The organism is Isoptericola haloaureus, assembly GCF_036689775.1.
GTDB classification, from domain to species: domain Bacteria; phylum Actinomycetota; class Actinomycetes; order Actinomycetales; family Cellulomonadaceae; genus Isoptericola; species Isoptericola haloaureus.
Window position 1 is genome coordinate 219790 of sequence record NZ_JBAGLP010000110.1, and the last position, 23582, is coordinate 243371.

The window sequence follows — 23582 nt, forward strand, 5'->3', positions numbered from 1 at the left end:
AGCATCGGTGACCGTCAGGCGGGCAGGGCGGCGCCGGGCCCGCCGGAGGGCTACTCTGGGGGCGTCAACCCTCCAACGTCGTGGGCGTCGGCTGCCACGGGACGTGACGCGTCCGGGCCTGGCCCCGACCGCCCACGAGCCCTGTCAGAAGGAGCATCCGTGGCAAGCATCGAAGCCGTTGGCGCACGCGAGATCCTGGATTCCCGCGGCAACCCCACCGTGGAGGTCGAGATCGCCCTCGACGACGGCACGTTCGCCCGTGCTGCCGTCCCGTCGGGCGCCTCCACGGGTGCCTTCGAGGCCGTCGAGCGCCGTGACGGCGACAAGGGCCGCTACCTGGGCAAGGGTGTCGAGGGTGCGGTCAACGCCGTCATCGACGACATCGCGCCCGAGCTCGTCGGCTACGACGCCGAGGAGCAGCGCCTCATCGACCAGACCCTCATCGAGCTCGACGGCACCCCCAACAAGGGCAAGCTCGGCGCGAACGCCATCCTCGGCGTCTCGCTGGCCGTGGCCAAGGCGGCCGCCAAGAGCGCCGGCCTGGACCTGTTCCGCTACGTGGGCGGCCCGAACGCGCACGTCCTGCCCGTGCCGATGATGAACATCCTCAACGGCGGGTCCCACGCGGACTCCAACGTGGACATCCAGGAGTTCATGATCGCCCCGATCGGCGCGTCCTCCTTCAAGGAGGCGCTGCGCACGGGTGCCGAGGTCTACCACGCGCTCAAGAGCGTGCTGAAGGCCGAGGGCCTGGCCACCGGCCTGGGCGACGAGGGCGGCTTCGCGCCGAACCTGTCGAGCAACCGTGCCGCGCTGGACCTCATCATCACGGCCATCGAGAAGGCCGGCTACACGCCCGGCGAGGACGTGGCGCTCGCGCTCGACGTCGCCGCGACGGAGTTCTTCTCCGACGGCTCCTACCAGTGGGAGGGCGGCGCCAAGACGCCCGAGGAGATGATCTCCTTCTACGCCGAGCTCGTGCGCGACTACCCGCTGGTCTCCATCGAGGACCCGCTGTCCGAGGACGAGTGGGACTCCTGGTCGGCCCTCGTGGAGCAGGTCGGTGACAAGGTGCAGATCGTCGGCGACGACCTGTTCGTCACCAACCCGGAGCGCCTGACCAAGGGCATCGAGACCAAGGCGGCCAACTCGCTGCTGGTCAAGCTGAACCAGATCGGCTCGCTCACCGAGACCCTCGACGCCGTCACCCTGGCCCAGCGCAACGGCTTCACCACGATGACCTCGCACCGCTCCGGCGAGACCGAGGACACCACCATCGCGGACCTGTCCGTGGCCACCAACGCCGGCCAGATCAAGACCGGCGCCCCGGCCCGCGGCGAGCGCATCAACAAGTACAACCAGCTCCTGCGCATCGAGGAGGTGCTGGACGACGCGGGCCGCTACGCCGGTCGCAGCGCCTTCCCGCGCTTCCAGGGCTGAGTCAGCCCCACCCGTCCCCGGTGCGCCGGGGTCCACGGCCGGTCGTCCTCTCGCGGAGAGGGCGACCGGCCGTCGTCGTCCCGGGGGGCGGGCCGAGCGGGTCGCGCGCGGTGGCCGACGACGGGCCGAGGCCGGGCGCGCCGGGCCGGGCTGAGCCGTCCGGGCCCGTCGGTTCGGCACAATCGGGACGTGTCCTCCCGTCGTCCCGCCACGCCGCGACCCCGCAAGGGTCCCGCGCGCCCGAACGACCGCCCCGGCGCGCGGACGACGTCGCGCACGGGCGGGCGCGGCCGGTCGACCGCCGCGTCCGCTTCGTCGGCGTCGTCGTCGGCCGCGGGAGGCGGTACCCGTCGTCCGGCCGGACCGGCGCGGGAGGAACGCCGTCGCAGCCGCCTCGGCCTCGTCCTGCCCGAGGTGCTCACCGTCCGGCTCATGGTGCTGGCGGTCGTGGTCCTGCTCGCCTTCGTGCTGCTGCTGCCGACGGTGCGTGGAGCGGTGCAGCAGCAGGCGGAGATCGACCGGCTGCAGGCCGAGCTGACGGCGAACCAGGCCGACCGGGACCGGCTGGAGAACGAGCTGGCCCGCTGGGACGACCGCACCTACGTCGTCCAGCAGGCCCGCAGCCGGCTGAACTACGTGCTGCCCGGCGACACCGCCTGGCGGGTGGTGGACGCCGACGAGATCGAGGCCGACGGCGAACCCGCGGCGGGCGAGGAGCCGACGCCGGAGGTCGGACCCGCCACGACCGGCGCGCCCTGGTACCAGTCGATGTGGGAGTCGCTGCAGTCCACGGACCACGCGACGGTCGATCCCGGAGGTGACCCGGACGACGTCGAGAGCTCGGCGCCGGACGGGGGACAATGATCCGGTGAGCTCCGAACCCTCGATCCCGTCCGCCGACGCGACCTCGTCCGGCGACGACCCCACGGTCGCGACCGCCCACGACCTCGAGGTGATGGCCGAACAGCTGGGCCGCACCCCGCGCGGCGTCGTCGGTGTCGCCGCGCGCTGCGTGTGCGGGCGCCCCCTGGTGGCGCGCACCGCTCCGCGGTTGCCGGACGGCACCCCGTTCCCCACGACGTACTACCTGACCCACCCGGGTGCGGTGGCCGCCGCGTCGCGCCTCGAGGCCGACGGCGTGATGAAGGAGATGACCGACCGCCTGGCCGAGGACCCCGAGCTGGCCGCCGCCTACCGTGCCGCGCACGAGCACTACCTCGCGCGGCGGGCCGAGCTGGGCCGGGTCGAGGAGATCGAGGGCATCTCGGCCGGCGGCATGCCGACCCGCGTGAAGTGCCTGCACGTGCTGTTCGCGCACAGCCTCGCCGCCGGTCCCGGGGTGAACCCGCTGGGTGACGAGGCCCTGGCCATGGTCCGCGACCAGTGGCGTCCGGACCGGTGCTCGTGCTGACGGTGCCGGGCGGGCAGATGTCGGCCCGGGGTGAGAGGGTGCCTGCGTGATGAGCAGCACCCGTGTGGCCGCCGTGGACTGCGGCACGAACTCCATCCGCCTCCTCGTGGCCGACGTGGCCGCCGACGGCACCCTGATCGAGCTCGACCGGCGCATGCAGATCGTGCGGCTGGGCCAGGGTGTCGACCGCACCGGCGAGCTGGCGCCCGAGGCGCTGGAACGCACCCTGGCGGCGTCGCGCGAGTACGCGAAGGTCGCCGCGGAGCTGGGGGCGACGCGCACCCGGTTCGTGGCGACGTCGGCCACCCGCGACGCCCGCAACCGCGACGAGTTCGCCGCGGGCGTCCAGGCGGCCCTGGGGGTGGAGCCCGAGGTCGTCACCGGCGACGAGGAGGCCGAGCTGTCCTTCCGCGGGGCGACCAGCGGCGAGGCCGCGACGCACCCCGGCCCGTACCTGGTGGTGGACCTCGGCGGCGGATCCACCGAGCTCGTCCTGGGCACGACGACGCCGGACGCGGCCGTGTCGATGGACGTCGGCTCCGTGCGCCTCACCGAGCGCCACCTGGACGGCGACCCGCCGACCGCGACCGAGATCGCCGCGGCCCGGGCGGACGTCGACGCCGCGCTCGACGCGGCCTCCGCCGTCGTGCCCCTGGCCCGCACCGCCACGCTGGTGGGCCTCGCCGGGTCCGTCACGTCGGTGACCGCGCACGCGCTGGAGCTGCCCAGCTACCGGCGCGAGGCGATCAACGGCACCGTGCTCGAGGTCCCGCGCGTGCTGTCCGCCTGCGAGGACCTGCTGGGCCGGACCCGCGACGAGCGTCTGGCGCTCGGGTTCATGCACCCGGGACGCGCCGACGTCATCGGCGCCGGTGCGCTGATCTGGTCGCAGATCGTGGCGCGGGTGCGCGACGAGGTGGCGGCGGCCGGCGGCGAGCTCACCGAGGTCGTCACCAGCGAGAGCGACATCCTGGACGGCATCGCGCTGTCGCTCGCCTGAGGAATCGATCACATCGTGGGACGCGCGGCAGGTCCGTTCTGCCGTGGATGTGGAGCGATGTCGCCCGGAACGCCTGCTCACGGCGCTGCGCGGCGGTGACGGCGGGCACAGTTCGTGACCGCGCGACACATCCGCGGCCGGGCAGTCGTAGACTGGCGGTCATGCCTCAGAACGTTCTGTCGACGGACAACCCTGCCCAGGATGCGCCCGCGCCCGCCGCACGCCCCCGCAAGGTGCCGCGCATCGTCGTGCTCGGCGGTGGCTCCGTCGGGCTGTACGTGGCGCGCCGGCTGCGCAAGAAGCTCGGCAAGCGCGAGGCGGCGATCGTCGTCGTCGACCCGCGTCCCTACATGACGTACGCGCCGTTCCTGCCGGAGGCCGGTGCCGGCTCGATCGACGCGCGCGACGTGGTCGCCCCGCACCGCATCGCCCTCCAGGGCATCGACGTGCTCCAGGGCAAGGTCGTGAAGATCGCCCACGGCGACAAGAAGGTGACGATCTCGCCGGAGGAGGGCCTGGACTACGAGGTCTCCTACGACCACCTGGTCGTCGGCCTGGGCTCGGTCTCGCGCACGCTGCCCATCCCCGGGCTCGCCGAGAACGCCATCGGCTTCAAGAACGTCGAGGAAGCCATCGCGGTCCGCAACCATGTGCTCAACCGCATGGACGTCGCCTCCTCCACCTGGGACGCCGACCTGCGCAAGCGGATGCTGACCTTCACGTTCGTCGGCGGCGGCTTCGCCGGGATCGAGGCGCTCGCCGAGATCGAGGACATGGCGCGCTACGCGACCCGCAACTACCCGACGATCGAGGAGTCGGACCTGCGGTTCGTCATGATCGAGGGTGCCGGCCGGATCCTGCCGGAGGTCTCCGAGCCCATGGGCGAGTGGGCGCTCGAGGAGATGAAGAAGCGCGGCATCGAGTTCCACCTCAACACGTTCCTGTCCTCCTGCGAGGACCACCACGTCGTGACGTCGACCGGTGTCGAGTTCGACTCCGAGACGATCGTGTGGACCGCCGGGGTCAAGCCGAACCCGGTCATCAAGGACGACTCCGACCTGCCCAGGGACCGCATGGGCCGCGTCACCGTGCTCCCGACGCTGCAGGTCGCCGCGACGACCGACGACGGCACCGAGGGCGAGGTCGTCCCGGACGCCTGGGCCGCCGGTGACTGCGCCGCGGTGCCGGACCTGCTCAACCCCGGGTCGTTCTGCCCCCCGAACGCGCAGCACGCGATCCGCGAGGCCACCCAGCTGGCCGACAACATCATCGCCTCGCTCAAGGGCGAGCCGCTGGTGGAGTACAAGCACAAGAGCGTCGGCGTGGTCGCCTCCCTCGGCCTCTACAAGGGCGTGGCGGAGCTGTTCGGCTTCCTCAAGCTCAAGGGCCCCCTCGCGTGGCTCGCCCACCGCAGCTACCACGTCATGGCGATGCCCACCGGCAACCGGAAGTTCCGCATCCTCATCGGCTGGATGGGCCAGTTCCTCATGGGCCGCGAGATCGTCTCGCTCGGTTCGCTGCACGACCCGCGCGACGAGTTCCGCAAGGCCTCGGTCCCCCCGAAGCCGCAGGGCGACAAGGTCGAGCAGAAGGCCGAGGCCTCCGCGGAGAAGGCCACGCACGGCTGACGCTTCCCGCGACGTCGATCGGGCGGTCCCGACCGGCACACCGCGCACCGTTCGGTATCGTGAGCTGCCGATCGGGGCCCGAGGTGCCGATCGGGGCCGCCCGATCTCGTATCCGGGAACGCCCCCGTAGCCCAACTGGCAGAGGCAGCCGGCTTAAACCCGGTCCAGTCCCGGTTCGAACCCGGGCGGGGGCACGACGCCGCGTGCGGCTCAGGGGTGCCATTCGGGCCGGTAGTGCGGGTGTCCGGCGTAGGGCAGGCTGAGCAGCCGCAGGACCTGGTTCGGCCGCGACGGGAGCTCGAGGTCCTGGTGGACCGCCCCCTCGTCGAGGCAGACCCGGATGATGCGGCGTTTCGCCTCGACCTCCGCCAGCACGCGCGGTGGTGCCCAGTTGACGATGTGCCACACGTTGGCCCTGTTCAGGGCAGCCAGACGCGACTGCGCGACACCGTCCGGGAAGCGGTCGGACCAGAGCTGGAAGTCCACGGCGTTCCCGGCCGGTGACCACCGCGTGGCGTTCGCCTCCGACGCTGCGTCCGCGTCGTCGTCCAGCCGTTCGTGCAGGAAGGCCGCGAGCTCTGCCGGATCGACGGTCATGGTCGTCCCTCCAGACAAGCCCGGGGACGTCTCTGCCCCTCTCCTCCACGCGTATCGTCGATCGTCGGGACTCGCAAGAACGGTCCCGTGCATCAGACGACGACGTCGTGACGGCGTGCCGTGGAACGGGCCGCCTCGACCAGGGCGTCCAGCACGTGCCGGACGGCCCGGCGCCGGGCGCGGTCGGGGCGCATCACCGCCGCGAGGTGTCGCACGGCCGGCACCCCGGTGAGGGGGCGGAGCACGAGCCCGTCGCCGACGGGTGTGGTGAACCGTGGCAGGGCCGCCAGCCGCAGGCTGGACGCGACGAGCGCCTCGACGAGGCGGTTGTCGAGCAGACGCTGGCGCACGTCGAGCCGGACCCCGGTGGCCTGCTCGACGTTCTGCAGCACGGTGTCGAACGGGAACCCGCGGGGGACGCCCACCCAGGCCGCGTCGACGACGTCGGCCGGGCTCACCGTGGACCGGGCGGCGAGCGGGTGGTGCGCGGCCATGGCGACGTCGATGGGTTCGTCGACGACGGGGACGACGACGAGCCCGTCGGAGCCGGGAGGTCGCACGCTGGTCATGCTGTGCGCGACGACGACGTCGTGGTCGGCGGTCATCGCGCCGTACTGCGCCTCGGCCAGGTCGAGGTCGGTCAGACGGAGCTCGACGCCGCTCCCGGCCAGGTCCCGCTCCAGGGCGGGGAAGAGGTAGGAGGCGGCGCTCGGCAGAGCGGCCACGGACACGGTGCCCGCGGGCACGTCGCGGAACGCCTCCCAGCGCGCCTGGACGTCGGCCAGCGCGGTGGCGACCTCCACCGCACCGTCGGCGAGCAGCCGGCCGGCGTCGGTCAGCCGCACCCCCCGCCCGTGGGGTTCGACGAGGGCCGTGCCGAGCTCGCGCTGCGCGGTCCGCAGCTGCTGCGACACCGCCGACGGAGTGCGGTGGGTGGCCGCGGCGACGGCGGAGATGCTGCCGCGGTCCGCCAGCTCGCGCAGCAGGTCGAGGTGCCGGACGTCCATGAAGGCAGCCTAAAACACAGGTGTCGAAGAAGTCGCTTGTGCTTCACTGTCGACGCCGTCGAGCATGGGGCCATGCCGACCCGTCACCGCCTCCTCGCCGCCGTCGTCGCGCTGCTGTGGGGCCTGAACTTCCTGGCCATCGACGCCTCGCTGCAGCACTACCCGCCGATGTTCCTCGTGGCGCTGCGGTTCGCCGTGCTCGCGGTGCCGACCGTCCTGCTCGTGCCGTGGCCCGGGGTGCCGGTGCGCTGGCTGATCGGGTACGGGCTCGGGTTCGGGGTCCTGCAGTTCACGTTCCTGTACTGGGGGATGTCGGCCGGGATGCCGGCCGGGCTCGCCTCGCTCGTCCTGCAGGCCTCCGGTCCGTTCACCGTGGTGCTCGGCGCGACGTTCCTGCGCGAGCGGGTCAGCGGGCGGCAGCTCGTGGGCATCCTCGTCGCCGTGGCGGGACTCGCCGTCGTCGGGTGGCAGCGCGCCGAGCACGCTGCCGTGCTGCCCTTCCTGCTCACCCTGGCCGGCGCCTTCGGCTGGGCGATCGGGAACGTGTGCAACCGGCAGGCCCGGCCGCGCAACCCCCTGCACCTGGCCCTGTGGATGTCGGTCGTCCCGCCCCTGCCCATGCTGGCGGTCTCGCTGGTCGTCGAGGGGCCGGACCGCATCTGGACCTCGCTGGTCTCCTACGACGACCCGGCCGCCGTCGCCGCCGTGGTCGGGCTCGCCTACACGGTGGTGCTCGGCACCGTCGTGGGCTCGGGGCTGTGGACGTGGCTGATGGCGCGGCACCCGGCGGGCGTGGTCGCACCGTTCTCGATGCTGGTGCCGGTCGTCGGCATGACGGCAGCCTGGCTCGTGCTGGGGGAGACGGCGACCCCGGGTGAGCTCGCCGGCGGCGTGCTGGTGGTCGCCGGCGTGCTGCTGGGCAGCCGGCCGCCGCGGCGCGGCCCGACGACGGTGCCGGGCACGGAGAGGTCGCCGGAGCGCACGCTGGGGGTCGCTGCTTCCACGGGTCCGGCTCCGACTAGGTGACCGGACCGCCCCCGGTGCCGGCGTCGTCCTGGACGGTCGGCGCCGGCTCGGGGTCGACGACCGGGAAGGCGTTGAAGTGGATCTGGACGGGTCGGGCGTCCGGGCCGGGCTCCTGGGCCTTGAGCTTGTGGAGCTCGGTGTCGATGACCGACTGCACGGTCTCGATGAGGTCGTGGAGCTGCTGGGGAGTCGCGACGGTGTTCGCCGTTCCGAGCCTGACCGAGTCGGACCAGTCGGCGTAGCGGGACTCCTGCGGGCCGTCCCGCAGCGCGTCCAGCAGTCGCCAGATCTTCGCCTGGCGGGCGCGTTCGAACTCGGCGCTCGCCAGGGACAGTGCCGTGCGGGTGCCGGCGTCGTCGACGTCGTTCTCGGACGGAGCGAGGACGAACCCCCCCGGCGTCGCTTCCCACCAGCGTTCGCGCGCGGTGCCCTTGCCCTCGACCTCGCGGACGAAGTCGTGCTTGGCGAGCTGGCGCAGGTGGTAGCTCGTGGACCCGCTGGACTCGCCGACGAGCTCGGCGAGCCGGCTGGCGGTCAGCGACCCGTGCACCTGGAGCAGGTCGAGGATCGTGACCCGCAGCGGGTGCGACAGCCCCCGCAGCCGTGCCGCGCCCACGGGCGCGGGCTTCCGGGGGGAGCTCGAGGTCGCGGCGGAGGGGTCGGTCATGTCTCGACCGTACTGTCCCGACGCCTCAGCGCAGCCCCAACGGGTTGATCTGCGCGGCGTTGTCGCGGACCTGCTCCGCGGCGAGGTATCGGCGGTGGTCCCGCTCCCGGCGGGCGAGCGCTCCGGCGGCGCGCCGGGCGACGTGGGTGGCCAGGGCGTCGTGCAGGTGCTCCCCGGTCCGGACCAGCGCGTCGGCCAGGTGGTCCATGACGCGGTCGGCGAGGGTGCGGCGGTGGTAGGTGGGGGCGGCGAGCAACATGACGACTCCAAGGGGCGAGGATGTCCGCTGACGTTCCCAACATAGCGTTGCAAAGATCTCTTTGCCAAGAGAGTTTTGGAAGTTGATGCCCGGCAGGCTTTCATCGTACATACGTTCGACCAGGTCGTCCAGAGGATGGCCTTCTTCACCCGATCACGTCGCCCTCACGGGAACTTCGCATGCTGAGGAACCGTTGGGCAGCCGTACGATGAGTCGTCGACCCGTCCTCGCGCTGGAGTTTCCGTGTTCCGTCTTGCCCGCCTGTCCCTGGCGAACCGAGCCGTGGTCGCCCTGGCCACGGTCGCGATCTTCGTCTTCGGCACCCTGAGCCTGACCTCGCTGAAGCAGGAGCTGATCCCGTCGCTCCAGTTCCCGGCCGGCGTGGTCCTGGCGACGTACCCCGGCGCCTCGCCGGAGGTGGTCGAGGAGAACGTCACCGAGCAGATCGAGGCGGCGGTGCAGGGCGTCGACGGCATCGAGTCCGTCAGCTCGAGCGCGTCGACCGGGATCTCGACCACCACGGTCGAGTTCGCCTACGGGACCGACATGGACTCCGCTACGCAGCGGCTCACCACCGTCATGACGCAGATCCAGTCCTCTCTCCCCGAGGACGTCGACCCGCAGGTCATCACCGGGTCCCTCGACGACCTGCCGGTCATCCAGCTCGCCGCGTCCGGTGCGGGCGCCGACCTCGCCGGGCTGGCCGACGAGATCGAGGCCGTCCTCGTGCCGGACCTCGAGGACGTCGACGACGTGCGGTCCGTGACCGTCAGCGGGGCCGTCGACGACCAGGTGCTCATCGAGGTCGACCCGGCCGACCTCGCCGAGCAGGGCCTCGACGTCGCCCAGGTGACCGACGTGCTCGCCGACTACGGCGTCGTCGTCCCGGCCGGCACCGTCACCGAGGATGGCGACACGTACTCCCTGCAGGCCGGGACCCGGATCGGCAGCCTCGAGGAGATCGAGGAGATCCCCCTCGTGCCGAGCGTGACCAGCACCGCCGGGGCCGACGGCGGCACGTCGGGCGTCACGGACGACGCCGCGGCCGCCGCACCGGGAGCCGAGGGCACCGTGCCGCCGTCGGGCACCGACAGCGCCGCCGGGGCGCCCGCCGAGGGCGGGACGGGGACCGACCCCGAGCAGCTCCCGGACGCCAACGCGCCCCCGGCCCCGCCGGAGCCCGTCCTGCTCGGCGACGTCGCGGACGTCTCGGTCGCGGAGTCCGAGGCCACGTCCTTCTCCCGCCTCGACGGCGAGCCGTCGCTGGGCATCGGCATCATCAAGACCCCGCAGGGCAACACCGTCGACGTCTCGCACGCCGTGCAGGAGGTCATCGACGACAACGCCGCCGAGCTCGACGAGGCCGGCATCACCACCGCCGTCGTGTTCGACCAGGCCCCCTTCATCGAGGAGTCCATCGAGGGGCTCGCCACCGAGGGCGGCCTCGGCCTGGTCTTCGCGATCCTCGTCATCCTGGTCTTCCTGCTCTCGCTGCGCGCCACGCTCGTCTCGGCGGTGTCCATCCCGCTGTCGCTGGCCACCGCGTTCCTGGTCATGGACGTGACCGGGTACACCCTGAACATCCTCACGCTGGCCGCTCTGACGATCTCCATCGGCCGCGTGGTCGACGACGCCATCGTCGTCATCGAGAACATCAAGAGACACCTGTCCTACGGCGAGGACAAGAAGGACGCGATCCTCACCGCCACGGGCGAGGTCGCCGGGGCCATCGCCGCCTCGACCATCTGCACCGTCGCCGTGTTCCTGCCGCTGGGCCTCGTGTCCGGCATGACGGGCGAGCTGTTCCGGCCGTTCGCGTTCACCGTCGCCATCGCGATGCTCGCCTCCCTGCTGGTGGCGCTCACCATCGTGCCGGTGCTGGCCTACTGGTTCGTCAAGCCGCCGAAGGGCGCCGAGGAGGCCACCGACGGCGGCCGGGCGATCCGCGAGGCTGCCGAGGCCCAGGAGCGTCGCGGTCTCTGGCAGCGCGCGTACGTGCCCAGCCTCGCCGCGTCCCTGCGGCACCCCTGGGTCTCCCTGCTCGTCGCCGTCGGCATCCTCGCCGGCACTCTGGCGCTCGTGCCGCGCCTGGAGACCAACTTCATCGGCGACTCGGGCCAGGACACCGTCACGGTGACCCAGACCTTCGAGAACACCACCTCGCTGCAGGCGCAGGACGACGCCGCCCGCGCGATGGAGCAGGCCATCGCCGACGTCGACGGCGTCGAGACGGTGCAGACGTCCGTCGGGTCCGGCGACTCGCCCGAGGCCGTGTTCTTCGGGGGCGGGGCCGCGCCCACCGCGAGCTTCTCCGTGACGCTCGACGAGGACGCCGACGGCGTCGCCGCGCAGGACGACGTCCGTGCCGCCGTCGAGGACCTCGCCGGCCAGGGCCCGACCACCGAGGTCAGCGTCTCCACCGGGGACTCCGGGTTCGGGTCCAGCACCATCGACCTGGTGGTCCAGGCGACCGAGCTCGACGACCTCACCGAGGCCGCCGAGACCGTCCAGGATGCCGTGGCCGAGCTGGACGGCGTCGCCGAGGTCACCAACGACCTCTCGACCGCCCAGACGGTCCTGCAGGTGGACGTCGACCGGGAGGCCGCGGCCGACGCCGGGCTCACCGAGACGCAGGTCGCCGGCATCGTGTCCGGGGCGATGAACCCCGAGCAGACCGTCGGGGAGGTGGACCTGGGCGACGGGCCGCTGGAGACCCTGGTGGTTACCGGGGAGGCTCCGGACACCGTCGGTGCCGTCGAGGAGATCGAGATCCCGACCGCCGCGGGCGCGGTGCCGCTCACGGACGTCGCGTCGGTCGAGGAGGTCGAGACGCCGGCCTCGATCAGCCGCGCCGCGGGGCAGCGGTCCGCGACGGTCGCCGTGACCCCCGGCGCCCAGGACCTCGGCACGCTGAGCGCCGAGGTGACCACCACCATCGACGGGCTGGAGCTGCCGGCCGGTGCCTCCGTCTCCGTCGGCGGTGTCGCGGCCGACCAGGAGGAGGCCTTCGCGGACCTCGGTCTGGCGCTCCTGGCCGCGATCGCGCTCGTCTACCTGATCATGGTCGCGACGTTCAAGTCGCTGATCCAGCCGCTGATCCTGCTGGTCTCCGTGCCGCTGTCCGCGACGGGTGCGCTCGTCGCGCTGCTGGTCACCGACACCCCGCTCGGTGTCGCGGCGCTCATCGGTGTGCTGATGCTGGTCGGCATCGTGGTGTCCAACGCCATCGTGCTCATCGACCTCATCAACCAGTACCGACGCCGGGGCCGCGACCTCGACGACGCGGTGCGCGAGGGTGCTCGCAAGCGTCTGCGACCCATCGTCATGACGGCCCTGGCGACGATCTTCGCGCTGACCCCGATGGCGTTCGGGCTCACCGGGGGCGGCGCGTTCATCTCCCAGCCGCTGGCCCTGGTGGTGATCGGCGGGCTCATCTCCTCGACGCTCCTGACGTTGCTCATCGTGCCGGTGCTCTACGTGCTGGTCGAGGGCCGCAAGGACCGCCGGGCCGCGCGTCGTCGGCGCCGGGCGGAGAAGCGGGAGCGCAAGGCCGTCGAGCGCAGGGACCGCGAGGCGACCGCCGCCGCTGCCGGCTGAGCCGGTCGGGTCGGCACTCCGTGGCCGGTTCGGCAGTCCGCACTGCCGAACCGGCCACGGAGTGCCGACGCGATCCTCGGCAGATCGGCGGGAACGTGTCGGACCGGCCGTGCGTTGCATAGGATGAACCGCGACGGCCAGCGACCCGGCCCTGCCCGCGACAACCCGTCGTCGGGCACCCGGCAGCCGCGACCAGGAGGAGTGCATGAGCAACCCCGTCTTCTCGAACAGCGACGTCTTCGGCGAGCCGCGCCGCACCGCGCGCGGCGGCACCGCGACGTCGGCGCGTCCCGCGCAGTACGGCGCGTACGGGGCCCAGGCCGCCGACGCCGCCTCGCTGCAGAACATGTACGAGGCGCCGTCGGCCACCCCGGTCGACACCAAGCGCCTCACCTACACCGACGTCATCATGAAGACCGGCGGGCTGCTCGCGCTGCTCGTCGTCGTCGGCGCGGTGAGCTGGCAGCTGACCGACACGATGCCCTACCTGTGGATCGGCGGCATGATCGTCGGCCTCGTGCTGGGCCTGGTCAACGCCTTCAAGAAGAACCCCAGCCCGGTGCTCATCACGCTGTACACGGTGGCGCAGGGTCTGTTCCTGGGTGGGATCTCCGCCTTCTACGAGTCGGCCTACGACGGCATCGTGGGGCAGGCCGTCCTGCTGACCCTGTGCGTGTTCGCCGCGGCGCTGGGGCTGTACAGCTCCGGCAAGGTCCGCGTCACCCCGAAGTTCACGCGCTTCCTGCTGATCGGCATGGTCGGCTACCTGCTGTTCTCGCTGGTCAACGTCGTCCTGGTGTGGACCGGCGTGCTCGACGGCTGGGGCATGCGCGGCGGCACGCTGGGCATCGTCATCGGCCTGTTCGCCGTGGTCCTGGCGGCCATGTCGCTGATCATGGACTTCGACTTCATCAAGCGCGGCGTGGAGGGCGGCGTGCCGGCCAAGTTCGCCTGGTCGGCGGCCTTCGGCCTCATCGTCACCCTGATCTGGCTCTACCTCGAGCTCCTGCGCCTGCTGGCGATCATGCGCGGCGACTGACCCCCGTATCCGCGAGGTAGGCAACCTCCTCGCGAGGTAGCACAGCGCACCGACGACGGCCGGGCGCCCCGCGCGGGGTGCCCGGCCGTCGTCGTCTCCCGCGAGGTCGGCAATCTTCCGCCCGGGTAGGCAGCTCTCCGTCCAGGTACGCAACCTTCGGCCGACGTAGGCAAGTCCTCGGCGAGGTAGGCAAGTCTTCGCTCAGGTAGGCGAGAACTCCGACTGGACGTTGCCTACCTCGCGGGCACGTTGCCTACCTCGGCAGGGGGTTGCCTACCTCGTCGGAAACTTGCCTACCTCGCCGGAAACTCGCCTACCTCGGCAGGGGGTTGCCTACCTCGGAGGGGACGACGGCGGGGCTCAGGCGCGGCTCGGGGTACGGAACGCCCGGTGGTCGCCCGGGTCGTCCTCGGCGCGGATCACGTGCATGACGGCGTTGATGAGCGCCAGGTGCGTGAAAGCCTGCGGGAAGTTGCCCAGGTGCCGCCCGGTGCGCGGGTCGATCTCCTCGGCGTACAGGTTCAGCGACGACCCGAAGGACAGCAGCCGCTCGCACAGCGTCCGGGCCCGCTCCACCTCTCCGATCTCGCACAGCGCCGAGACGAGCCAGAACGAGCAGATCGTGAACGTGCCCTCCTCGCCGGCCAGCCCGTCGTCGGTCTCCTCGGTGCGGTAGCGCAGCACCAGACCGTCCTCGGTGAGCTCCTCGGCGATGGCGAGCACCGTGGCCCGCACCCGCTCGTCGTCCGGCGGCAGGAACCGCAGCAGCGGCACCAGCAGCAGCGAGGCGTCCAGGGAGTCGTCGCCGTACCGCTGGGTGAACACCCCGCGCTCGTCGACGCCCTTGGAGCAGATGTCGGCGTGGATCTCGTCGGCGAGCTTCTGCCACTGCTCGGCGAAGTCCGGCTCGTCGTACAGCCGCGCCAGCCGGGCGCCCCGGTCGAGCGCCACCCAGCACATGAGCTTGGACGAGGTGAAGTGCTGCGGGTCGCCGCGCACCTCCCAGATCCCGCGGTCGGGCAGGTGCCAGTGCTTGGCGGCCTCCTCGACCTGACGCTTCAGGACAGGCCACAGCGCCTCGGGAAGCTGCTCCCGGTTGCGGGTGTGCAGGTAGACCGAGTCGAGGACCGCGCCCCAGACGTCGTGCTGGCTCTGGTTGTAGGCGGCGTTGCCGACGCGGACCGGCTGGGCACCCTCGTAGCCCGTGAGGTGGCTCAGCTCGGACTCGTGCAGCTCCTCCTCGCCGTCGACGCCGTACATGATCTGCAGCTGCTTGTTGTCCTGGCAGGCGTCCTGGATGAACGCGAAGAAGTCGTTCGCCTCGCGGTCCAGCCCGAGGGTGTACAGGCCCCACAGCGCGAACGTGGAGTCGCGGATCCAGGCGTACCGGTAGTCCCAGTTGCGCTCCCCGCCGGGCGTCTCCGGCAGCGACGTCGTCGCCGCGGCGAGCAGCGCGCCGGACGGGGCGTACGTCAGGCCCTTGAGGGTCAGGGCGGACCGCTGCAGGTAGATGCGCCACGGGTGGTCGGGGAAGAAGCCCTGCGTGATCCAGTCGCGCCAGAACTGCTCGGTGCGCCACATCTTCTCGGCGGCCTCGGCGAAGGAACCGGGAGTCGGCAGCGGGGACCAGGCCATGGCGACGAAGTGGGTGTCGCCCTCCTCCATGCGGGTGCGGGCCTGGGCGCGCCGGCCCTCGAGACCGAAGCGCAGCGAGGAGCTGAGCCGCAGGTCGGGGTTGGCGTCCCCGGTGCGGGCGATCACCGACGAGTACCCCTCGTCGAGGTACTCCCAGTCGGGCTCGTACCGGGCGTAGTCGGACATCGGCGAGCACACGACCTCGAGGTCGACCTTCCCGGAGACGCACTTCACGGTGCGCAGCAGGACGTGCTCGGCGTCGTGGTCCGTCGGCGTGCGCCGGTGCGTCTGCGACCGCTCGTCCAGGTTGTGCCAGGGCCCCATGACCATCGCGTCGCGGACCACGAGCCATCCGGTCGAGGTCTGCCAGGTGGTCTCGAGGATGAGGGTGCCGGGGATGTACCGCCGTGCGACGGGAACGCGGACCCCGTGGGGGCCGATGCGGAAGTGGCCCGCTCCGCGGTCCAGGAGCGAGGAGAAGACGCTCGGGGAGTCCGGACGTGGGACGCACATCCACTCGATCGCGCCGCTCGGGGCGACGAGGGCGTTCGTCTCGCAGTCGGACAGGAACGCGTACTCCGCGATCGCGGGGAACGTGCTGCGTCCGTCCGTGCGCGGTGGTGCCTGTGCATCGAGCGTCATGGACCCAGAGTGCGTTGCGGGCGGGTCCGCGCGCCACTTCCCGCCACGGTGGGGCGAGAAGATTCACACAGTTGTGACGTGGCGTCACCTGGTCCGCGCCCCGTCACCCGGGGTCCGTCCGCGTCCGTGCGGCGCCACGACCTGCGACGGCATCACATCTGGCAGATCCGGCGTGCCGATCTCGCGGCTCGTGTCGATCCCCGGCTGTCCCGTTCGACCTGAGGGTGAGAAGGTCTCACACGGAGGCCCGGACATCACAGGAGATGAGGGACATGACCAAGTACATGCTGATCATGCGGGGTACCGACGAGGGCCAGGCGCAGTACGAGGAGACGGACTTCTCCGAGGTGATCGCCGCCATGGGCCGCTACAACGAGTCGATGATGGACGCGGGGGTCCTGACCGCCGGCGAGGGCCTCTCGGACGCCTCGGAGGGCGCCGTCGTCGACTTCTCCTCCGACACCCCGGTCGTGACGGACGGGCCGTACGGGGAGACGAAGGAGCTGTTCAACGGCTTCTGGATCCTCGACGTCGCCTCCCGGGCGGAGGCGATCGAGTGGGCCAAGCGAGCGCCGCTCAGCGGTCCGGGCACCAAGCTCGAGATCCGTCGCGTGCACGGCGAGGAGGACTTCCCGGCCGACGACGAGTGGATCCAGAAGGAGAAGGAGTGGCGCAAGCAGCTCGGGACGGAGTGACCGGCCCGGCCGGGGTGCCCGACGGCGGCACCCCGACCGCGGGCGGCGGCGCCCGGGGCACGGACGGCCCTGATGCCGCCCGCCGCGCCGTGGAGGCCACCTGGCGCATCGACGCCGCGCGGGTCGTCGGTGCGCTCGCCCGGTACACCGGGGACGTCGCCCTGGCCGAGGACGTCGCCCAGGAGGCGCTGGCCGAGGCCCTCGTGGCCTGGCCGCGCGACGGGGAGCCGCGCGACCCGACCGCCTGGTTGCTCACCACCGCGCGGCGGCGGGCCATCGACGCGTTCCGGCGTCGTGCGGGACGCGACGAGCGGTACGCCGCCCTGGGCCACGACCTCGGCGAGGGCGAGGCGCACGCAGGGGCGCCGCCGTCGGACACCGGTGAACCTGACCTGCTGTGGGACCCGGACCGGATCGAGGACGACCGGCTCGCCCTGATCTTCACCGCCTGCCACCCGGTGCTGTCCACGGAGGCGCGGGTGGCGCTCACGCTGCGGGTGGTCGGTGGGCTGACCAGCGACGAGATCGCGCGGGCCTTCCTGCTCCCGCGCACGACGGTCCAGGCGCGCATCACCCGGGCCAAGAAGACGCTCGCCGCGGCCCGGGTCCCGTTCGAGGTGCCGCCCGCTGCCGACCGGCCCGAGCGGCTGGGGTCCGTGCTCACCGTGGTGTACCTGATCTTCACCGAGGGGTCGACGGCGTCGGGCGGCACGGACTGGATCCGCGCCGACCTCGCCCGGGAGGCCGTCCGGCTGGCCCGGGTGCTGGACCGGCTCGTGCCCGGAGAGCCCGAGGTCGCCGGTCTGCTCGCGCTGCTGGAACTGACCGCGGCCCGGTTCCCGGCCCGCACCGGCCCGGACGGAGAGCCCGTGCTGCTCGCCGACCAGGACCGCCGCCGCTGGGACGTCGGGGCGATCCGGCGTGGACGCGCCGCGCTGGCGCGGGCCACCGCCGTCGGACGCGGGCTGGGGCCGTACGGTCTGCAGGCCGCGATCGCCGAGCAGCACGACGTCGCGCGGTCGGTCGACGACACCGACTGGGAGCAGATCGTCGTGCTGTACGAGGCGCTCGGCCGCGTCGCACCGTCGCCCGTCGTGGAGCTGAACCGGGCCGTCGCGGTGTCGATGGCGTCCGGTCCGGCCGCCGCGCTGGAGATCGTCGACGACCTCGCCGCCCGCGAGGTGCTCACCGGGACCTACCTGCTGCCCAGCGTCCGGGGCGAGCTGCTGTCCCGCCTCGGACGCCGGGACGAGGCCCGCACCGAGCTGGAGCTCGCGGCGCGGCTGTGCGGCAACGACCGCGAGCGCGGGGTGCTGGAGGCCAAGGCCGCGGCCCTGGGCGGGTCGTCGTAGGCTGACGAGGTATCGCCGACCGGCGCACCGCCGTCGGCCCCCCGTCCCCGACCGTGAGGTACCACCATGACCACGCTGCCCACCGCCACCGGCTCCTTCGGCGACAAGCCCGAGATCACCTTCCCCGAGGGCGACGCCCCGTCGGGCCTGCAGGTCCAGGTGCTCGAGGAGGGCTCCGGCCCCGTCGTGGACGCCGGCCGCACCATCGTCGTCAACTACTACGGCCAGACCTGGGGCGGCCAGATGTTCGACAACTCCTGGGACCGCGGCCAGACCATCGACTTCCCGATCGGCGTCGGCGCCGTCATCGGCGGCTGGGACAAGGGGCTCGTCGGCCGCAACGTCGGCGACCGCGTGCTGCTGTCCATCCCGTCCGAGCACGGCTACGGCCAGCGCGGCGTGCCGCAGGCCGGTATCCCCGGCGGGGCGACCCTGGTGTTCGTCGTGGACGTCGTCGACGTGAAGTGAGCATCGCGGACGCGGGGAGGGCTGCACCGCAGGGTCGCGTTCACGGTCGCTGCGCGACCTCCACTGCGGGGGTGACGACCCCGCCGTGCAGCCCTACCCGCGTCCGCTGCATTCAGCGTCCGGGGGAGCACTACCCCTTGCGGGAGCGGGTGACCGTGAAGCGGGGGTCCTGGGCGACGTGGTCCGTGGGTCCGACGGCACGGGCGAGCGACCCGCGGTAGCGCAGCCGCGTGTTGTACACGCACCACAGCTCCCCGCCGGGACGCAGGATCCGCCCGGCCGCGGCGAACATGCGGTGCGCGGCGTCCGTGCTGACGGCGGCACGGTCGTGGAAGGGCGGGTTGAGCAGCACCACGTCGGCGCTCTCGTCGGCGAGGCCGGCCCCGGCGTCGTCGCGCTGCACGACGGCGGAGACGCCGTTCGCCGCCAGCGTCGCCCGGGTGGACGCCACCGCCGCCGCCGAGCGGTCGGTGGCCACCACGCTCGCCTGCGGGTAGCGGCGGGCCAGCACCACGGACAGCAGCCCGGTGCCGCACCCGAGGTCGACGGCGTCGTGCACCCGCTCGGCGGCGGGCCAGCGACCGGCGGTGCTCAGCAGGAACCGGGTGCCGTGGTCGAGGGCCGCTCCGGCGAACGCTCCGCCGTGCGCGACGACGTCGAGACGGGGCGGGGGAGCGCCGCCGTCGGTCGGGGTCGCCGCCGCCAGCAGCTCCGGGTCGGTCAGGAGCTCGCGGACCGGGTACAGGGGCGCGGCGTCGCGGATCTCCGGTCGCGGGCCCGACGCCACCAGGGCCCGGGACTTGCTGCGCGCCAGCGTGGCGCGGACCGCGGTGAAGCGGTCGGCGAGCACGTCGTTCATGGCACGGGTCATGTGCTTGATGCGGCCACCGGCCAGGAGCGTGACGTCGTCGGCCGCGTGCCGGGCGACGGCCTCGGCGATCTCGGTGAGCTCGGCCAGCGACTTGGGCAGCTGCAGCAGCACCAGCCGGGCGCCGTCGAGCAGTGCCGGCTCGAGCGCGTCGACGATCGTCACGCGACGTCGCAGGTCGTCGGGGTCCTGGTCGAGGTGGTGGCGCAGCGCGAGCTCGGCGCCGAGGGCGTCGGTGTGCGTGCGCACGTCCGGCGCGCCGAGGGCGAGCGCGCCGAGCGTGAGCGCCCCGAACCGGTCGCCGAGGACGACGACGTCGCCCGGACCCGTCGCGGCGAGGCGATCGGCGGCCTCGGCCAGCAGCAGCCGGTCGGTGGCGTCGACGGCGACCGGACCGTCGGCGCGGGTGCCGTCGTCGGGCCAGGGCACGAGCCGGTCGAGCACGGCGGTCACGGTGGGCGGCAGGGCGGCGGGGGGTGTCACGGCACGACCGTAGTCTGGGCGCATGACCGAAGCCACGTCGTCCGAGGCCCGTGTGTCCATCACCTACTGCACCCAGTGCCGCTGGCTGATGCGGGCGGCGTGGGTCGCCCAGGAGCTGCTGCAGACGTTCCGCACCCGGCTCGGCGAGGTCGCGCTCGTGCCGGGGACGGGCGGGGTGTTCCGCGTGGAGCTGGTGCGGTCGCCCGGCGAGGAGCCGGTGCTGCTGTGGGACCGCAAGGCCGAGGGCGGGTTCCCCGAGATCCCGCCCCTGAAGAAGGCCGTACGGGACGCCGTCGCGCCGGACATGGCCCTCGGGCACACGGACCGCGTGGCCTCCGGCGAGTGATCACGTCGGCAGTCCGTCGTCGGTGCGGCAGTCCGAAGTGCCGATCCGACGAGGATCTGCCGCGCTGATCAGTCCTCGGGCTTCCGCTCGGCCGCGATCCGCTCCTCCTCGGCGCGCACCGCGGCGGCCGTCTCGCGCTCGCGGACCAGCCACGCCGGGGGGTCCTCGCGCAGCTCGTCGATCTGCTCCGTGGTCAGCGGCTCGGTGATGCCGCCGCGCGCCAGCCCGCCGATCGAGATGCCGAGCCGGCCGGCCACCACCGGACGCGGGTGGGGACCGTTGCGGCGCAGCTCCTCGAGCCACTCCGGCGGGTTCTGCTCGAGCTGTTCCAGCTCGGCGCGGGTGAGGCCCTTCTCCTGGAACTCCGCCGGCGTGGCGGGCAGGTAGACACCGAGCCGCTTCGCGGCGTTCGTCGGCTTGAGGACCTGCTGGGAGAAGGGTGTTCCGGCCATGCGCCCAGGGTAGTCGGGCGGGCCGCGTGCCGCCGCACCGTAACCTGGCCACGTGAGCGAGGACACCCGGCCCGTGGGGCCCGACGACGGCGATCTGCCCGCGGACGAAGCCCCCCGGTTCCGCCTGGGGTTCGTCCCGGGCGCGACGCCCGGCAAGTGGGCCCGCACGTGGGAGCAGCGTCTGCCCCGGGTGCCGCTGGACCTCGTCCCGGTGGAGTCGGCCGACGCCACGACCGCGCTGCGCGAACGGGCCCTGGATGCGGCGATCGCCCGGCTGCCCGTCGACAAGGAGGAGTTCCACGCCATCGCGCTGTACGACGAGCTGCCGATGGTCGTCGTCTCCCGGGACCACTTGCTCGCGGCGACCGAGGAGTCCGAGCACGTCACGCCCGCGGACCTCGACGACGACGTGCTGTGGGTGCCGGGCGACGACGTGCTGTTCACCGGTGACGTGCCCCGTCCCGGCCTGGCGCCGGAGGCGTACGACGACGGCACCGGGACGCTGGTGACCCCGGCCCCGGCCACGACCGCGGAGGCGATCGCCTGGGCCGCCACCGGCAGCGGGGTCGTCGTCGTCCCGATGTCCCTGGCACGGCTGCACCGGCGCAAGGACGTCGTGCACCGGGTGCTCGACGACGGTCCGGAGGCTCCGGTCGGGCTGGTCTGGCTGCGCGACGGGCTGTCCGAGGAGACCGGCGAGCTCGTCGAGGAGATGGTCGGCATCGTGCGCGGTCGTACCGCGAACAGCTCCCGCGGCCGGGCGGGGGAGTCGGCGAGGGCCTCCACCAAGGCGGCGGGCGCCAAGAAGGCGTCCGGCGCTGCCGCGAAGAAGGCCGGGACCGCGGGCGGACGCGGGGGAGCGGCGGGCGCCCGCCGCGGCCGTGCCGGCGGGTCCAAGGGGCGGGGCAAGCGGCGCTGAGCGCCGACCGCCCGGTCACGTCGTCTCGTCGCGACAAGTGCATGCGGGCAGGCCGAGCCGTGGTCACGAACGGGCGGCGGCGTACGCCGCCGCGATCCAGGTCTTGACCTGATCATCGATCTCGCTCGTCCCGTGCAGCTCGAGATGATGCAGGAAGCCCCCGGACCGAGGCCCGACGATCTCCTTCCACCGCGGGTCGGCGTCGCGCCACGGGAGGACCACGGAGAGCACGAGCGGCGCTGCGCGCTCTCCCAGGTACTGTCCGGGAGCCCAGGCGAGCGCAAAGGTGCGGCGGTCCCGAAAGGCCACCTGGCTCACGGACGCACGCTCGGTGACCGGCCCCAGCTTGAGGATCACCCGGCGCAGCTCGTCGAAGAGCGCTCGAGAATCCTCGTGTGCGGCGAGGTACTCGGCCAGGTCCATGGGCAGCATCGTGCGGACGGACGTCGTGCCACCGCAAGCCGGAGGACGACCACCGTGACCCCGGAGGGTCAGCGCAGGGAGCGCACGGCGTCGATCGTGTCGGCCTCGGCGGCGGTCTTGTCGTCGCGGTACCGCACCACCCGGGCGAACCGGAGCGCGACACCGCCGGGGTAGCGGTTGGAGCGCTGGACGCCGTCGAAGGCGATCTCGACGACCTGCTCGGGGCGCACCCGCACCACGTAGCCGTCGGTCGGGCCCTCGGCGAGCTCGGTGAACCGCTGCGTCTGCCAGGCGAGCATCTCGTCGGTCATGCCCTTGAAGGTCTTGCCGAGCATGACGAACCCGTCGCCGGCGGGGTCTCGCGCGCCGAGGTGGATGTTCGACAGCCAGCCTTGGCGGCGACCCGACCCCTGCTCGACGGCGAGCACCACCAGATCCAGGGTGTGCCGCGGCTTGACCTTGACCCAGGCGGCCCCGCGCTTGCCGGCGGCGTACGGGGCCTCGAGGTCCTTGAAGACCAGCCCCTCGTGGCCGGCGCCCACGACCTCGTCGAAGAACTCCTGCAGCGCCCCGGCGTCGGCGTCGACCAGCCGGGGGACGACGGCGTCCGGCGGCACCGCCCGGTCGAGCGCGGCCAGGCGGTCGCGGGCCGGGGCGTCGACGAGGTCGGTGCCGTCGAGGTGCAGCAGGTCGAAGAACCTCACGGTCAGCGGCAGGCTCGTGCCCGGGTCCGCCTCGTGGGTGCCGGTGCGCGACGCCGTCTCCTGGAAGGGCCGGGGCCGTCCGGCGTCGTCGAGGGCGAGGGCCTCGCCGTCGAGCACGGCGGCGTCCACCTCCAGGGAGCGGGCCAGCGCCACGACCTCGGGGAGGCGGTCGGTGATGTCGTCGAGCGACCGGGTGAACACGGCGACGTCGTCACCGGCCACGTGCACCTGGACACGGATGCCGTCGAGCTTCACGTCCGCCGCGACGGACGTGTCGGCGAACCGTTCGACGGCGGCGTCGACGTCGGGTGCGGACGAGGCCAGCATGGGGCGCACCGGGCGGCCGACACGCAGGGTGAAGGCCTCCAGCGCCGGCGTCCCGCCGGTCAACGCGGCCCGCGCGATCGGGCCGGACAGCGCGCTGAACATGGCCGCGCGGCGCACGGCCTTCGTCGGGACGTCGGCCGCCGCGGCGATGGCGTCGAGCAGGAGCGAGTCCAGGGCGCCTTGACGCAGCTCGCCGCGCAGCAGGGCGGCCAGGAACCGTTGTTCGTCGGCCGTGGCCAGGGAGAACAGCTCGGTGAAGGCCTGCGTGCGCGCCGTGTGGGAGCCCGTGCCCTCGAGCGCCTGCATCGCGGACAGGGCGGCGTCGACCGCGACCGGGGTCAGCGTGGCGGCGTCCGCCGCAGGCGGCAGGTCGGACAGTGTGCGCCACCCGAGGCCGGTGCGGCGCTGCCGGGGGCGACCGGACAGGAAGGCGGCGACGATCTCGATCTCGTCGCCGTCGTCGCCCTCGGGCGGGCGCGCCGACGGCGGAGCGGCCTCCCGCAGCGCCTCGGCCAGCAGCTCGCGCTTGCTCAGGCGGGACCGCGTCGCGGCGACCGCGGCGTGCGTCCGGACCAGCTCGGTGAGCAACACAGGTCG

At 72.9% G+C, this 23582-nt stretch carries 22 protein-coding genes and 1 tRNA gene; 14 read left to right on the forward strand and 9 right to left on the reverse strand.

Annotated features, from left to right (window positions below):
- Window positions 1–159 precede the first annotated feature (159 nt).
- The 6 genes from eno (at window position 160) to V5O49_RS04895 (ending at window position 5673) form a co-directional block, all read left to right on the forward strand.
- Window positions 160–1440, forward strand: a complete 1281-nt coding sequence (gene eno, locus V5O49_RS04870) for a phosphopyruvate hydratase (protein ID WP_278235228.1) — start codon at window positions 160–162, stop codon at window positions 1438–1440.
- A gap of 189 nt (window positions 1441–1629) precedes the next feature.
- Complete coding sequence (locus tag V5O49_RS04875) at window positions 1630–2304, forward strand: FtsB family cell division protein (RefSeq protein ID WP_332901249.1); 675 nt, start codon at window positions 1630–1632, stop codon at window positions 2302–2304.
- 91 nt (window positions 2305–2395) lie between these two features.
- Entirely contained in the window at window positions 2396–2851 is a 456-nt protein-coding gene (locus V5O49_RS04880; RefSeq protein WP_278237536.1) for a DUF501 domain-containing protein, read from the forward strand.
- A gap of 49 nt (window positions 2852–2900) precedes the next feature.
- Window positions 2901–3851 (forward strand): Ppx/GppA phosphatase family protein, encoded by a 951-nt coding sequence (locus V5O49_RS04885; RefSeq protein ID WP_332901250.1) that lies wholly within the window; start codon window positions 2901–2903, stop codon window positions 3849–3851.
- 161 nt (window positions 3852–4012) lie between these two features.
- Window positions 4013–5479, forward strand: coding sequence for an NAD(P)/FAD-dependent oxidoreductase (locus V5O49_RS04890; RefSeq protein WP_332901251.1), 1467 nt, complete (start codon window positions 4013–4015; stop codon window positions 5477–5479).
- Between the two features lie 120 nt (window positions 5480–5599).
- Window positions 5600–5673: transfer RNA gene (locus V5O49_RS04895), tRNA-Leu, on the forward strand.
- Between the two features lie 16 nt (window positions 5674–5689).
- Here V5O49_RS04895 and V5O49_RS04900 read toward each other — a convergent pair.
- Window positions 5690–6076 carry a DUF6221 family protein gene (locus V5O49_RS04900; protein WP_332901252.1) on the reverse strand — a complete coding sequence of 129 codons (387 nt, stop codon included), beginning with the start codon at window positions 6074–6076 and terminating at the stop codon, window positions 5690–5692.
- A gap of 92 nt (window positions 6077–6168) precedes the next feature.
- Window positions 6169–7083 (reverse strand): LysR family transcriptional regulator, encoded by a 915-nt coding sequence (locus V5O49_RS04905; RefSeq protein ID WP_332901253.1) that lies wholly within the window; start codon window positions 7081–7083, stop codon window positions 6169–6171.
- A 72-nt stretch (window positions 7084–7155) separates the two neighbouring features.
- On the opposite strand from V5O49_RS04905, the gene V5O49_RS04910 reads away from it, so the two are divergent.
- Window positions 7156–8109 carry an EamA family transporter gene (locus V5O49_RS04910; protein WP_332901254.1) on the forward strand — a complete coding sequence of 318 codons (954 nt, stop codon included), beginning with the start codon at window positions 7156–7158 and terminating at the stop codon, window positions 8107–8109.
- On the opposite strand, the gene V5O49_RS04915 is transcribed toward V5O49_RS04910, so the two are convergent.
- Both V5O49_RS04915 and V5O49_RS04920 read right to left on the reverse strand, forming a co-directional pair.
- The gene (locus tag V5O49_RS04915) at window positions 8102–8776 is read right to left on the reverse strand and encodes a helix-turn-helix domain-containing protein (protein ID WP_332901255.1); all 675 of its coding nucleotides are present in this window, start codon (window positions 8774–8776) and stop codon (window positions 8102–8104) included. The genes V5O49_RS04910 and V5O49_RS04915 overlap by 8 nt on opposite strands.
- 25 nt (window positions 8777–8801) lie before the next feature.
- Entirely contained in the window at window positions 8802–9035 is a 234-nt protein-coding gene (locus V5O49_RS04920; RefSeq protein ID WP_278235220.1) for a hypothetical protein, read from the reverse strand.
- A gap of 243 nt (window positions 9036–9278) precedes the next feature.
- On the opposite strand from V5O49_RS04920, the gene V5O49_RS04925 reads away from it, so the two are divergent.
- Together V5O49_RS04925 and V5O49_RS04930 are read left to right on the forward strand one after the other, a co-directional pair.
- Window positions 9279–12632 carry an efflux RND transporter permease subunit gene (locus tag V5O49_RS04925; RefSeq protein WP_332901256.1) on the forward strand — a complete coding sequence of 1118 codons (3354 nt, stop codon included), beginning with the start codon at window positions 9279–9281 and terminating at the stop codon, window positions 12630–12632.
- Window positions 12633–12837: 205 nt separating this feature from the next.
- A complete protein-coding gene (locus V5O49_RS04930; RefSeq protein WP_278235218.1) occupies window positions 12838–13671 on the forward strand; it encodes a Bax inhibitor-1/YccA family protein in 834 nt (277 codons plus the stop codon).
- 360 nt (window positions 13672–14031) lie between these two features.
- Here V5O49_RS04930 and V5O49_RS04935 read toward each other — a convergent pair whose 3' ends face one another.
- Complete coding sequence (locus tag V5O49_RS04935) at window positions 14032–15948, reverse strand: glycoside hydrolase family 15 protein (RefSeq protein ID WP_278235217.1); 1917 nt, start codon at window positions 15946–15948, stop codon at window positions 14032–14034.
- Window positions 15949–16220: 272 nt separating this feature from the next.
- Here V5O49_RS04935 and V5O49_RS04940 point away from each other — a divergent pair, with 272 nt between their 5' ends.
- The 3 genes from V5O49_RS04940 to V5O49_RS04950 all read left to right on the forward strand — a co-directional run bounded on the left by V5O49_RS04940 (window position 16221) and on the right by V5O49_RS04950 (window position 18463).
- Window positions 16221–16643, forward strand: a complete 423-nt coding sequence (locus V5O49_RS04940; protein WP_332901257.1) for a YciI family protein — start codon at window positions 16221–16223, stop codon at window positions 16641–16643.
- 89 nt (window positions 16644–16732) lie between these two features.
- Window positions 16733–17995 (forward strand): RNA polymerase sigma factor, encoded by a 1263-nt coding sequence (locus tag V5O49_RS04945; protein WP_332901335.1) that lies wholly within the window; start codon window positions 16733–16735, stop codon window positions 17993–17995.
- Window positions 17996–18061: 66 nt separating this feature from the next.
- Entirely contained in the window at window positions 18062–18463 is a 402-nt protein-coding gene (locus V5O49_RS04950) for an FKBP-type peptidyl-prolyl cis-trans isomerase (protein WP_332901258.1), read from the forward strand.
- A gap of 130 nt (window positions 18464–18593) precedes the next feature.
- Here V5O49_RS04950 and V5O49_RS04955 read toward each other — a convergent pair whose 3' ends face one another.
- Window positions 18594–19814, reverse strand: coding sequence for a class I SAM-dependent methyltransferase (locus tag V5O49_RS04955; RefSeq protein WP_332901259.1), 1221 nt, complete (start codon window positions 19812–19814; stop codon window positions 18594–18596).
- Between the two features lie 22 nt (window positions 19815–19836).
- Here V5O49_RS04955 and V5O49_RS04960 point away from each other — a divergent pair, with 22 nt between their 5' ends.
- Window positions 19837–20160: an Rdx family protein gene (locus V5O49_RS04960; RefSeq protein WP_278235213.1), complete on the forward strand. Its 324-nt coding sequence runs from the start codon at window positions 19837–19839 to the stop codon at window positions 20158–20160.
- 68 nt (window positions 20161–20228) lie between these two features.
- Here V5O49_RS04960 and V5O49_RS04965 read toward each other — a convergent pair whose 3' ends face one another.
- Window positions 20229–20612 carry a DUF5997 family protein gene (locus tag V5O49_RS04965; protein ID WP_332901260.1) on the reverse strand — a complete coding sequence of 128 codons (384 nt, stop codon included), beginning with the start codon at window positions 20610–20612 and terminating at the stop codon, window positions 20229–20231.
- Between the two features lie 52 nt (window positions 20613–20664).
- Here V5O49_RS04965 and V5O49_RS04970 point away from each other — a divergent pair, with 52 nt between their 5' ends.
- The gene (locus V5O49_RS04970; protein WP_332901261.1) at window positions 20665–21531 is read left to right on the forward strand and encodes a LysR substrate-binding domain-containing protein; all 867 of its coding nucleotides are present in this window, start codon (window positions 20665–20667) and stop codon (window positions 21529–21531) included.
- 63 nt (window positions 21532–21594) lie between these two features.
- Here V5O49_RS04970 and V5O49_RS04975 read toward each other — a convergent pair whose 3' ends face one another.
- Window positions 21595–21954, reverse strand: a complete 360-nt coding sequence (locus tag V5O49_RS04975; protein WP_171246975.1) for a DUF5655 domain-containing protein — start codon at window positions 21952–21954, stop codon at window positions 21595–21597.
- Window positions 21955–22022: 68 nt separating this feature from the next.
- The gene (locus V5O49_RS04980; protein WP_332901262.1) at window positions 22023–23576 is read right to left on the reverse strand and encodes an ATP-dependent DNA ligase; all 1554 of its coding nucleotides are present in this window, start codon (window positions 23574–23576) and stop codon (window positions 22023–22025) included.
- Between the last annotated feature and the right edge of the window lie 6 nt (window positions 23577–23582).

What these genes read in the sequence shown, in the direction of transcription:
- V5O49_RS04880 (WP_278237536.1), top strand. Translation starts at nt 2,396, where the DNA reads ATGGCCGAACAGCTGGGCCGCACCCCGCGCGGCGTCGTCGGTGTCGCC.
- V5O49_RS04885 (WP_332901250.1), top strand. Translation starts at nt 2,901, where the DNA reads ATGAGCAGCACCCGTGTGGCCGCCGTGGACTGCGGCACGAACTCCATC.
- V5O49_RS04890 (WP_332901251.1), top strand. Translation starts at nt 4,013, where the DNA reads ATGCCTCAGAACGTTCTGTCGACGGACAACCCTGCCCAGGATGCGCCC.
- V5O49_RS04900 (WP_332901252.1), bottom strand. Translation starts at nt 6,076, where the DNA reads ATGACCGTCGATCCGGCAGAGCTCGCGGCCTTCCTGCACGAACGGCTG.
- V5O49_RS04905 (WP_332901253.1), bottom strand. Translation starts at nt 7,083, where the DNA reads ATGGACGTCCGGCACCTCGACCTGCTGCGCGAGCTGGCGGACCGCGGC.
- V5O49_RS04910 (WP_332901254.1), top strand. Translation starts at nt 7,156, where the DNA reads ATGCCGACCCGTCACCGCCTCCTCGCCGCCGTCGTCGCGCTGCTGTGG.
- V5O49_RS04915 (WP_332901255.1), bottom strand. Translation starts at nt 8,776, where the DNA reads ATGACCGACCCCTCCGCCGCGACCTCGAGCTCCCCCCGGAAGCCCGCG.
- V5O49_RS04920 (WP_278235220.1), bottom strand. Translation starts at nt 9,035, where the DNA reads ATGTTGCTCGCCGCCCCCACCTACCACCGCCGCACCCTCGCCGACCGC.
- V5O49_RS04930 (WP_278235218.1), top strand. Translation starts at nt 12,838, where the DNA reads ATGAGCAACCCCGTCTTCTCGAACAGCGACGTCTTCGGCGAGCCGCGC.
- V5O49_RS04935 (WP_278235217.1), bottom strand. Translation starts at nt 15,948, where the DNA reads ATGACGCTCGATGCACAGGCACCACCGCGCACGGACGGACGCAGCACG.
- V5O49_RS04940 (WP_332901257.1), top strand. Translation starts at nt 16,221, where the DNA reads ATGACCAAGTACATGCTGATCATGCGGGGTACCGACGAGGGCCAGGCG.
- V5O49_RS04950 (WP_332901258.1), top strand. Translation starts at nt 18,062, where the DNA reads ATGACCACGCTGCCCACCGCCACCGGCTCCTTCGGCGACAAGCCCGAG.
- V5O49_RS04960 (WP_278235213.1), top strand. Translation starts at nt 19,837, where the DNA reads ATGACCGAAGCCACGTCGTCCGAGGCCCGTGTGTCCATCACCTACTGC.
- V5O49_RS04965 (WP_332901260.1), bottom strand. Translation starts at nt 20,612, where the DNA reads ATGGCCGGAACACCCTTCTCCCAGCAGGTCCTCAAGCCGACGAACGCC.
- V5O49_RS04975 (WP_171246975.1), bottom strand. Translation starts at nt 21,954, where the DNA reads ATGGACCTGGCCGAGTACCTCGCCGCACACGAGGATTCTCGAGCGCTC.